Annotated in this window: 9 protein-coding genes and 1 pseudogene; 4 read left to right on the top strand and 6 right to left on the bottom strand. The window is 70.7% G+C overall.

The window, feature by feature from the left end; genetic code table 11:
• Together ctaD and KN815_RS33510 are read left to right on the top strand one after the other, a co-directional pair.
• A partial coding sequence (gene ctaD, locus KN815_RS33515) for an aa3-type cytochrome oxidase subunit I (RefSeq protein WP_216345613.1) occupies positions 1-1,605 on the top strand: 1,605 nt, incomplete at its 5' end.
• A 2-nt stretch (positions 1,606-1,607) separates the two neighbouring features.
• A complete protein-coding gene (locus KN815_RS33510; RefSeq protein WP_253209398.1) occupies positions 1,608-1,955 on the top strand; it encodes a hypothetical protein in 348 nt (115 codons plus the stop codon).
• Here KN815_RS33510 and KN815_RS33505 read toward each other — a convergent pair.
• The 6 genes from KN815_RS33505 to KN815_RS33480 all read right to left on the bottom strand — a co-directional run bounded on the left by KN815_RS33505 (position 1,942) and on the right by KN815_RS33480 (position 8,356).
• Complete coding sequence (locus KN815_RS33505) at positions 1,942-3,849, bottom strand: transglycosylase domain-containing protein (protein WP_216345611.1); 1,908 nt, start codon at positions 3,847-3,849, stop codon at positions 1,942-1,944. The genes KN815_RS33510 and KN815_RS33505 overlap by 14 nt on opposite strands.
• 138 nt (positions 3,850-3,987) lie before the next feature.
• The gene (locus tag KN815_RS33500; RefSeq protein WP_216345610.1) at positions 3,988-5,259 is read right to left on the bottom strand and encodes a sensor histidine kinase; all 1,272 of its coding nucleotides are present in this window, start codon (positions 5,257-5,259) and stop codon (positions 3,988-3,990) included.
• A gap of 1 nt (position 5,260) precedes the next feature.
• The gene (gene cseB / locus KN815_RS33495; RefSeq protein ID WP_216345609.1) at positions 5,261-6,034 is read right to left on the bottom strand and encodes a two-component system response regulator CseB; all 774 of its coding nucleotides are present in this window, start codon (positions 6,032-6,034) and stop codon (positions 5,261-5,263) included.
• A complete protein-coding gene (locus tag KN815_RS33490; protein ID WP_216345608.1) occupies positions 6,031-6,840 on the bottom strand; it encodes a hypothetical protein in 810 nt (269 codons plus the stop codon). The genes cseB and KN815_RS33490 overlap by 4 nt, the downstream gene beginning before the upstream one ends.
• A 146-nt stretch (positions 6,841-6,986) precedes the next feature.
• Positions 6,987-7,562, bottom strand: a complete 576-nt coding sequence (locus KN815_RS33485; protein WP_216345614.1) for a helix-turn-helix transcriptional regulator — start codon at positions 7,560-7,562, stop codon at positions 6,987-6,989.
• A gap of 347 nt (positions 7,563-7,909) precedes the next feature.
• On the bottom strand, positions 7,910-8,356 hold the full coding sequence (locus KN815_RS33480; RefSeq protein ID WP_216345607.1) for a hypothetical protein: 447 nt from the start codon (positions 8,354-8,356) through the stop codon (positions 7,910-7,912).
• Here KN815_RS33480 and KN815_RS33475 point away from each other — a divergent pair.
• Both KN815_RS33475 and KN815_RS33470 read left to right on the top strand, forming a co-directional pair.
• Positions 8,334-8,651 (top strand): hypothetical protein, encoded by a 318-nt coding sequence (locus KN815_RS33475; RefSeq protein WP_216345606.1) that lies wholly within the window; start codon positions 8,334-8,336, stop codon positions 8,649-8,651. The genes KN815_RS33480 and KN815_RS33475 overlap by 23 nt on opposite strands.
• Positions 8,652-8,730: 79 nt before the next feature.
• Positions 8,731-10,488: pseudogene (locus tag KN815_RS33470) on the top strand (haloacid dehalogenase); the annotation flags it as partial.

Raw genomic sequence — 10,488 nt, 5'->3', positions numbered from 1 at the left:
CCGGGCAATGTCGTCGTCAAGTGGCTGACCACCACCGACCACAAGACGATCGGCACGCTCTACCTCGTCACGTCGTTCGCGTTCTTCTGCATCGGCGGCCTGATGGCGCTCCTCATGCGCGCCGAGCTGGCCCGTCCGGGCACGCAGATCATGTCGAACGAGCAGTTCAACCAGGCGTTCACCATGCATGGCACGATCATGCTGCTGATGTTCGCCACCCCGCTGTTCGCGGGCTTCGCCAACTGGATCATGCCGCTTCAGATCGGTGCGCCCGATGTGGCGTTCCCGCGGCTGAACATGCTGGCGTACTGGCTGTATCTCTTCGGCTCGCTGATCGCGGTGGGCGGGTTCCTGACCCCGCAGGGCGCGGCCGACTTCGGCTGGTTCGCCTACGCCCCGCTGTCGGACGCGGTCCGCTCACCCGGTGTGGGCGCGGACATGTGGATCATGGGTCTTGCGCTCTCCGGCTTCGGCACCATCCTCGGCTCGGTCAACTTCATCACCACGATCATCTGCATGCGCGCCCCGGGCATGACGATGTTCCGGATGCCCATCTTCACCTGGAATGTGCTGCTGACCGGTGTACTGGTGCTGCTGGCCTTTCCGGTGCTCGCGGCGGCGCTGTTCGCCCTGGAGGCGGACCGTAAATTCGGGGCGCATGTCTTCGACGCGACCAATGGCGGGGCGCTGCTCTGGCAGCATCTCTTCTGGTTCTTCGGCCATCCGGAGGTCTACATCATCGCGCTGCCGTTCTTCGGCATCATCTCCGAGGTCATTCCGGTGTTCTCCCGGAAGCCGATGTTCGGCTATCTCTCGCTCATCGCGGCGACGATTTCCATCGCGGGCCTCTCGGTCACGGTCTGGGCGCACCACATGTATGTCACCGGCGGAGTACTGCTGCCGTTCTTCTCGTTCATGACGTTCCTGATCGCGGTGCCGACCGGTATCAAGTTCTTCAACTGGATCGGCACGATGTGGAGGGGTTCGCTGAGCTTCGAGACCCCGATGCTCTGGGCGACCGGATTTCTCATCACCTTCGTCTTCGGCGGTCTGACCGGCGTGCTCCTGGCCTCGCCGCCGATTGACTTCCATGTCTCGGAAACCTACTTCGTGGTCGCCCACTTCCACTACGTCATCTTCGGCACCGTGGTCTTCGCGATGTTCGCCGGATTCCACTTCTGGTGGCCCAAGTTCACCGGCAAGATGCTCGACGAACGGCTGGGAAAGATCACCTTCTGGACCCTCTTCCTCGGCTTCCACGGCACGTTCCTGGTGCAGCACTGGCTGGGCGCCGAGGGAATGCAGCGCAGAGTTCCCGACTATCTGGCGGCCGACGGCATCACCACGCTGAACACCATCTCGACCATCAGCTCCTTCGTCCTCGGCCTGTCGTTCCTGCCGTTCCTCTACAACGTCTGGAAGACTGCCAAGTACGGTGAGAAGGTCGTCACCGACGACCCCTGGGGATATGGCCGTTCCCTGGAATGGGCGACCTCCTGCCCGCCGCCGCGCCATAACTTCGTCAGCCTGCCGAAGATCCGTTCCGAATCCCCCGCGTTCGATCTGCACCATCCCGATGTCGGCCAGAAGGAGAGTGTGGCGTGAGTATGGCCAGAGCCGCCGAGCCCGCCGGTATCGCCGCCGGAATCAATCAGATCGAGGGCTATCTGCTGCTCCAGACGGAGCGGGACGCGGCCCGGGAGCGGGCCCGCCGCCTCACCGCCCGGCTCGACTGGCTGACCTCCGCCCAGCGGGCGGAGGTCGAGCGGCTCTACCTCCAGGACCAGCTCGCCGTCACCGAGCAGACCCTGCGCAAGGTGGTGCGGCGCTGTGAGGAGCTGCGGGCGGAGTACCAGGAGGTCTACCGCACGCTGAGCCGCCGGCTCCTCCTGGTCTGCCTCCTCGGGGCCGCGGCCCTCGCCGGCGGCTTCGCCGCCGCCCTCACCGTCCGGTAGGCCCGATCTGGGCCGGGTTGGGAATCGCTCCGCCCTCGGAGCCGGAGTCGAACCAGGCCGGGGGCACATTGTGCAGCGCCTGCTCGGTGTAGTCGCTCCACATGTCGGCGACCCGCTGCGCACTGGGGTTCCTGAGCGGGATCTGCTTGCGCTTCTCGGCGTCCTCGCCGAACAGGGCGACCGCGGTGACCAGGTCCGGGGTGTAACCGACGTACCAGGCCGCCCGCTTGTCGTCGGAGACCCCGCCCTGGCCCGCCGAGGGCCGCCTGACGGTGCGTACCGCGTCCTTACTGCCGTCCATGATGAGATTCCGGGCGACCAGTTCGGCCGCCGCGGGGGCGATCGCCTGATTGCCCACGGCCTTCGGCAGCCCGGCCGTCTCGTCGCCGCGCCGTGCGGACTTCACGATGCCCGGGGCGATCCGCTTGCCCTGGTGGGCGAACGAGGCGTAGACACCGGCCATCTTCAGCGGGCTCGAGCCCATCAGCCCCAGCTCGACCGACTGCCTGGTGCCGAAGCCGCCGTCGGTGTCCATGCCGAGGGCCCGGGCGGTGCGCTTGACCTCCGGCAGTCCGCCGGCGTCGGGCCCGTTGCGTACCTTGGCGTCCATGGCGGCGGCGTCGGTGACCGGCTGGAAGGCGGCGCCCACCTGATAGTCGCCGCGGGTCGCGTTGGACAGATAGTGCCGGGTGTAGTCCCGGCCGCCGTAGAGCGCGAGGATCCGCCCGTTCTTCGGGTCCAGCGAGACCGCGCCGCCCTGGGTGGCGGCGGCGTCCGCACGGGTCTGCTTCTTCTCGGTGGAACCGTGCGCCCGGGCCTTCCCCTTGGCGGTGCCGTCGAGGCCCTGGCGCATCGTCTTCTCCAGCGCCCGTTGTTTGGCCGGATCGACGTTGAGGGTGATGGTCCAGCCGCCCGCCGCGAGTTCCTGTTCGCTGACGCCCGAGGCGATCAGCTCATTGCGGGCCGCGTCCACGAGATAGCCGGCCTGGCCGTCGAGACCGGGGGCGGGCTTGGGGGCGACCGGCACGGGGAAGCGCATGTGCTTGCGCTGCGCGGGGTCCAGCCAGTGCATGTCGACCATGTTGTCCAGCACATAGTTCCAGCGCCGGGTGACCAGACGCTTCGCCTTGGGGCTCGCGATGGCCCAGTCGTACTGGCTGGGGGCCTGCACCAGCGCCGCCAGATACGCGCCTTGCTCCACCGTGAGGTCGTCGACGTCCTTGTCGTAGTACGCGCGGGCGGCGGCCTGGATGCCGTAGGCCACCCGGCCGAAGTAGCTGGTGTTCAGATACCCCGCGAGGATGTCCTCCTTGGAGTTGCGCTGGTCGACCTTGAGGGAGATCACCAGCTCCTTGATCTTGCGGCTGGCGGTCTGTTCCTGGCTCAGGTAGTAGTTCTTGACGTACTGCTGGGTGATGGTCGAGCCGCCCTGGGTGCCCTTGCCGGCCACGGTGTTGACCAGACCCCGCAGAATGCCCATCGGGTCCACGCCCCGGTCCTTGTAGAAGGACTTGTTCTCCGCCGCGACGAAGGCGTGCTGCACGCCCGTGGGTATCCGGTCAAGGGTGACCATCTCGCGGTTGATCTCGCCGGTGCGGGCGAGGATCGTGCCGTCGCTGTACTTGTAGACGTTGCTCTGCGCCTTCGCCTGGGCGTTGGCCCTGGGAACGTCGATCGAGTAGTAGAGCACGGTGAACGCCCCGATCAGCAGGGCGCACAGAAAGGCCACATAGGCGATCAGCTTCCGCCAGGTGAAGAACCGCCGGATGCCGGTCCGCTTCGGCTTTCCGTGTCTCTTCGCACCGCGCCGCCGGCCCGGGGGTCTGGTGTCCCGCGGCGCCTGCTCCGAGTCCGGGGTGAACCGTTCGCGTAGTGCCGTGAGGGGACCTGCCATGCCGATTGCTCCTCCATCGATCCCGGCCGCGAGGATTCGCGGGGGTCGGCGCCATCCTCCTCACCGAAGATCTTCGGAACGGCTACGAGTGATCTCGGCCGGGCCTCGGCCGCTTCTCGACTTCCGCTCGATGATGTATCAGCCGTGTATCGGTCCGGGCTCGGGCCGCTCGGGCAGGTGCAGCGTGGCGACCGCGCCGCCGTCCGGTGCGTTGCCGAACGTGAGCGTGGCGCCGAGGACCTGAGCCTGTCCCGCCGCGATGGTCAGCCCGAGACCGTGGCCCCGGCCCCGCTCCCGGACCCCGGTGCGGAACCGCTGCGGACCCTTCTCGAGCAGATCGTCCGGATAGCCGGTTCCATGGTCGCGGACGGTCACGGTCCGGCCGTCGGCCGTCACCGTCACCTCGACCGGTTCGCGGCCGTGGCGATGGGCGTTGACCACGAGATTGGTGACGATGCGGGTCAGCCGGCGGGGGTCCGTCCACACCTTCGGGCCGTCCGCGGGGTCCCGCGGCTCACCGTCCGCCGCGCCGCCGGTGCGCAGGCAGGCCGACAGCCCGGTGCCGGCGATGGCATCGTCGAGCACGGGCCCCAGGGGACAGGGCGAGAGATCGGCCTCCTCGGCCCCCGCGTCCAGCCGGGAGATCTCCAGCAGATCCTCGACCAGTGTGCTCAACACCCGCACCCGGTCGCGCACATACCCGGCCGCCTCCTCCCCCGGCGGGAGCAGCTCGGCGGCGGTGACCAGGCCCATCAGCGGAGTGCGCAGCTCATGCGCCACATCGGCGGTGAACCGCTGCTCGTCGAGCAGCCGCTCCTGCAACGCGGCGGCCATCGAGTCCACGGCCCCGGAGATCTCGGCGATCTCGTCGTGCGGGCGGGTGGCGGCGGAGATCCGGGCGTCCAGGTCCCCGGCCGCGATCCGCCGCGCGGTGGCCGCCGCGAGCCGCAGCCGCCGGCTCATCCGCTCGGCGGTCAGCGCACCCAGGGGGAGCACCACGGCGGTGGTCATCAGCCCGGCCAGGATGATGTTGGTGTCCAGCGCGCCGATGTTGCGCATCGCGGTGCTCATATCGATGCGTACGGACAGGACCCGGCCTTCGGCCGGCCGGGCCGCCCACATCGCGGGCCCGTCCGGGCCGGTGGCGAACTCGGTGCCCTGATGCCCCTTCTTCACCAGCCGCCGCAGACCCTGGGGCAGCCCGGGTGCGTCCATCACCGCACCGGAGCCCTGGATGCCGCCGGTGCGGGCGTAGTTGAGCGCGGCGCGATCGAGCGTGGTCCGCGCCCCTTCCCGCGCCTGGGACAGTTCGCGGTCGCGCGAGGCATGGTGCACCAGCACCCCCACCGCGGCCGCGGCGGCACAGGTCGCCGCCGCCACCAGGGCCACGATCCGCCATCTCAGTGTCATCTCAGCGCCGTAGCTTGTATCCGAAGCCGCGGACCGTCTCGATCCGTTCGGCGCCTATCTTCGCCCGCAGCCGCTGCACATGGAGGTCGACCACCCGGGTGTCGCCCTGCCACGCGTGGTCCCAGACCCGGTTGAGCAGCGTGCGGCGCTCCAGCACCACACCGGGTGAGCCGGCGAACTCCAGCAGCATCCGCAGCTCGGTGGGGGTCAGGGCGAGCGGCTCTCCCGCGCGGCACACCTCCATGCCGAGGGTGTCGATGGTCAGATCGCCGAAGACGAGGGTGTCCGGCCCGGCCGCGCCGTCCGGCTCCGCGGCCCCGTTCCGCGTCTCGGCGTGCGGGGCACGGGCCGCGGGGGTGAAGGAGGCGCGGCGCAGCAGCGAGCGGATGCGGGCCACCAGGACCGCGCTCTCGCACGGCTTGATCACATAGTCGTCGGCACCCGCTTCGAGACCGGAGACGACGTCGAGGGCGTCCCCGCGCGCGGACATCATCAGGATCGGCGCCAGGCTGAACTCGCGGACCCTGCGGCACAGTCCGATGCCGTCCAGCTCGGGCAGCATCACATCCAGGAGGAGCAGATCGGGCTGCTTCTCACGGAAGATCTCCAGCCCGGTCAGGCCGTCGCCCGCGGTGAACACCGTGAAGCCGTAACGCTCCAGGGCCATCCGCACCGTATTGCGGATCACCTCGTCGTCCTCGACGAGCAGCAGATGCGCCTCGGTCGGGGAGCCGGTGCCCGGGGCGGGGCCGGGCGGGAGGAAGCCGGTGGTCATCGCGTCGTCCTCGTCTCCGTACGGGGGCCCGGGACCGGCGTCTCCGTACGGGGGCCCGGGACCGGCGTGAGGCTGCCGGCCGGCGTTGGTTCCGGGCCGACAGCCGGGTCGGCTCCGGGCTCTTTCGCCCGGGGCCCCGCGTCGCCCTCAGGGGTCACGGCGGCCATGACCCGGCCGTTCCAGCGGAAGCGCGTGGTGACCCGGCCGTCCTCGCCGGTCGCGCTGATCAGCAGATCGCGGCCGAAGGCTTCGCCGGTGAGCCCCGGCGGGCCCCAGTAGATCAGCACGAGGCGGACCGTGCGGCCCGAGGCCGTGTAGACCTGAAGCAGCGTCCGATCGAGTCTCGGCAGATCGACCGCCACCACCTGTTCGTCCTTGCCGTCGCCGGTCAGATCGCGGTGGACGGCGTCCCGCAGCGGGCAGTCGCCACTGCCCGGGCATACGGAGATCTCCTTTTGCACCAGCGCCGGCACATTGGGGTCGTGGAGCAGCAGGTCCTGCGCGGAGACGGCGTTCAGTCCGCCCGAGGGCAGCCGGAGTCTGCCCAGCGGCAGATAGCGGTCGAAGTCCGGCTTCTGACGGGGCGACGACGTGGCCGGGGGAGTGTACTGGGGCCACAGCGGAACCGCGCTGACCGGTGCCGACAGCGAGGGTGCCGTGCCGTCGTCCCGCACCCCGGACTGGGCCGCGCACCCCGCGGCGGTCACGATGGCACACGCGGCCACCACGGCGCGCAGAAGGCCGCGTGGCGGCCGGGGGCGAGGGAGTTGTCGCGCGGTGCGCGACGCGTGGGGGAGTGAACGCATGGCCGTCACAGACTACTGAGTGGCGGACGCGTCTCACGCCGGACCCGTGAAGTACCGGCCGGTAGGGGCGGGGTGGCCGAAGGCGGCGGGCCCGGGGCATGCCGCCCCGGGCCCGTTCGGAGTGACGTGGTGTCACATGACCGGCCTCATTTGACGAATTCCGGACGCACCCGGGCCGGCCAGGTGCCCACGGTCAGCATGCCCGCCGCGTAGGCGCGCGAGACCAAGGCGGCCCGGTTGGGTGCCTTCATCTTCCGCAGCATCGATCCCACGTGGTATTCGACGCCCTGTCTGCTCAGATAGAGCTTGGCGGCCATCTGCACGGTCGACGCGCCGGTGGCCACTCCCTCGAGTATCCGGGCCTCCAGTGGCGAGAGCAGCTTCTGGCTGGTGGGGACGGGTGCCTCCTCGGGTCGTTCGTCATCCGGCTTGACCATGACGACGATGGCGGAGAGCCGGTCGGACCGGCCCTGGATGGCCGTACCGGTCAGCTTGCCCGAGAACACCTGCCCGCGTGAGTGGCAGCCGAGGAAACGCTCGGTGAAACGGGTGCGCCGTCCGTCGTGCAGCCGCGAGAAGTGCTCCCGCAGGACGGACGAGGTGCTGGGGTGCAACAGGTCGAATACGCTGCGGCCGCACAACTCAGCAGAGGATGCGCCGAAATGTCGGCAGAAGTCCTCGTCCCCGGCCACCACATGGAGGTCGGGGGCGAGTGTGGCCATTCCGGTGGCGTGCCGCGGGGCGGCGGCGGGCACTGCCTGTCCGGGCACTCGAGGGGCACTCTGAGCGCTGTGGGGGAGGGCCAAGAGGAGTCACCGCTTTCAGTCGGTTCGTGACGGAGTGGTCAGTCCGTCTCGGGTGAACCCCCAGGTGACGGAGGGTCGGCGCACAGCGGGTCACGCAATGCGCCGTACCCCAGGGGGAATTCAGTGACGGGTGTTAGATCCGCTTCCTGGTGTATACCAACGCTACAGTGACTGTGGGGTGCCCGTTTCCAACAGAGTTGTGCCCGCTTTGTGCCCGCTTTGCTGACGGAACCGGCGGGAGGCGGCAGCCGCTGGTGGGAGCGCTACGCCGCGGCCTTGGCCGACTTGCGCGTCTTGGCACGGCTTCCGGAGCGACTGCTCTTCGAGCGGCCCGCGGTGCGGCCTTCGGTGCCCTTCTCGGCCGGCGGGGCCATGATGCCGCCCTTGCGCAGCACCGCATAACCTACCCCGATGCCGACGGCCACCGGCCATTCGATGACCTCCGCGGCGCCCAGCGCGCCGAGCCCCACGTACAGCGGGAGTCCGCCCTTGGCGGGCAGCACCCGGCGGGCCATCTCGACCGGCTTCATCGCCACCCTCGCCGCGCCCCCGGTCGCACGGGTGGTGGCGTGGCCGACCGTGTCGAAGGTCTCCTTCGTGGCGTTGCCCACGGTGTCGAGGGTGCCTCTGGTGGCCTGACCGACGGTGCCGAGGGTGCCGATGGTGGCGTGGCCCACGGTGCCGAGGGTGTCCTTCGTCGCGTGGCCCATGGTGTCGAACGTGGGCACCGTGAGGGTCAGGCTGCGCCTGCCGTTGCTGCGCGACGTCTCCATGGTGCCCTTGGCGGCCTTCGCCGTCCGCTGTCGCTGCGTGGTCTTCGATGGCCTGGTGGTCTTCGTGGCCTTCTTCGGCTGCGAAGACTTCGACGTGGCCGACGTGGCTGCCGCGGCCTGGGACTTCGTCGACTTGCCGCCGCGCCCCGGTGCCGTCTTCTTCGCGGCGGTCGAGGAGCTGCGCTTGCGTGAAGTAGCGGGAGTGGTCACTGGTCTCACGTCCACACGGTGATGACGGATTGAATCTTCTTCCTATTTAAGGGTAATAGGGATGAACCGGGCAGGCCGCCCGGGGAGCGGAGGTTCCCTCGATGTCACCGCTGTCACCGCTGCATCTGCCCCTGGCGCCGCTGAGGCTGCTGCCCCTGCCACCCATGCAGCTCCTCGCGCCCATCAAGGCCGGTATGGCCGCGGGTGTGCGGGATGCCGCCGGAGCCGTCGGGCGGCTGGTCCGGCCCTCCCAGCGCGGGATCTGGTCCTATCCGGGGCGGTACTACATCGAGGTCCGCGGGGTGCACGGGATCGGGGGCGAGCAGGTGGCCCGCCGGGTGGAACGGGCCATCGAGGAGCATCCGCGGGTGCGGTGGGCACGCGTCAACGCACCCTCCGAGCGGGTCGTGGTGGCCGTGGGCAAGCCGCCCCCGTCCGAGCAGGACCTGGTCGCACGGATCGAGCGCGCGGAGGGCCAGGAGCCCGTCGCGCCCACCGAGGAGTTCGACGAGTGGGCCCCGGAACCGCGCCATCCCTCCGGCGGCGCCAAGGAGGCCCAGTCGCTGGCCGTCGTGGCGGCGGACGTCGTGGGGCTGAGCGTGGCCACCGCCCTGCGTCTGACCCCGTGGCTCAAACTGCCGACCGAGGCGGCCGCGACCCTGTCCATCATCCAGAACCACCCCCGGCTGCGGCGGCTGGCCCTGGCCATCACCCGCGGACAGCCCACCGAGGCCGCACTGCCGGTGCTGACCGCGCTGACCCAGGGCCTGGCCACCCGGGGAGGCGGGCTCGCGCTCGACCTCGTCCAGCGGGCGGCCCTGTGGCGGGAGGCGGAGGCGGAGGGCCGGGCCTGGGCGGCGATGGAGCCACAGCTCGTGCACGGCCCCCAGGACGTGGTGGCCGAGCCGATCGTGGTCGAGCGGCCCGGCGAGCCCCCCAAGGACACCGTGGAGCGCTTCGCGGAGCGCTCCATGGCCGCCGGGGCCGCCGCCGGGGTCCTCGCGGCCCCGTTCGCCGGTCCGCGTCGCGGATTCGCGGTCGCGTTCTCGTCCGTGCCCAAGGCGCCGGGGGCCGGCCGGGAGGGGTTCGCCACCAGCCTCGGCCAGTTCCTCGCCCTGCGCGGCGTCCTGGCCATGGACCGCAGCAGTCTGCGGCGGCTGGGCCAGGTCGACACCGTGGTGCTGGACGAGGCGGCGCTGCGCGGTGACCGCTACGAGCCCATCGACCTGGAACTCCTCGGCGGCGCCGACCCCGAGCCGACCGCCGAGCGGCTCTTCGACCTCTTCGACCCCGATGAACCCCTGGAGACCCGCCACGACAACGGATGGGTGCTCGGCTCCCTGGACCGGCTGGAGCTGACGGGCCGCACCGGGCAGCAGACCGCCGCGCGGCTCCGCCGCAGGGGCAGCGAGCGGGTGCTCGGACTGGCCCGCGGAACCACGCTCCAGGCGGTGGTGGGCCTCGCCCCGCAGACCGTGCCGGGCGCAGAGGCCGTGGCCGCCGCCGCCCGCCGGGCGGGATCCCGCATCGTCCTGGCCACCGACCGGCCCCACCCCACCGGCTTCACCTTCGCCGACGCGGTGGTGCCCGCCGGCCACCGCCTCGTGGCCTCCGTACGGTCCCTTCAGGCCGACGGCGCCGTGGTGCTGCTGCTCTCCGGCAACCGCCGGGCCCTGGGAGCCGCCGACTGCGGCGTCGGCGTGCACCGCGGCGGCGAGCCCCCGGCCTGGGGCGCCCATCTGCTCGTCGGCGCCGACCTGGAGTCGGCCGGACTCATCGTGGACGCCGTGGGCGTGGCCGCGCGGGTCGACCGGGAGAGCGCCCTGCTGTCCGCGGGCGGCAGCGCCGTCGGCGCGGTG

It is taken from the genome of Streptomyces niphimycinicus, assembly GCF_018883605.1.
GTDB lineage: Bacteria > Actinomycetota > Actinomycetes > Streptomycetales > Streptomycetaceae > Streptomyces > Streptomyces niphimycinicus.
The sequence above is the reverse complement of the archived record's forward strand: the minus strand, read 5'-3'. Positions and strand labels throughout refer to the sequence as shown.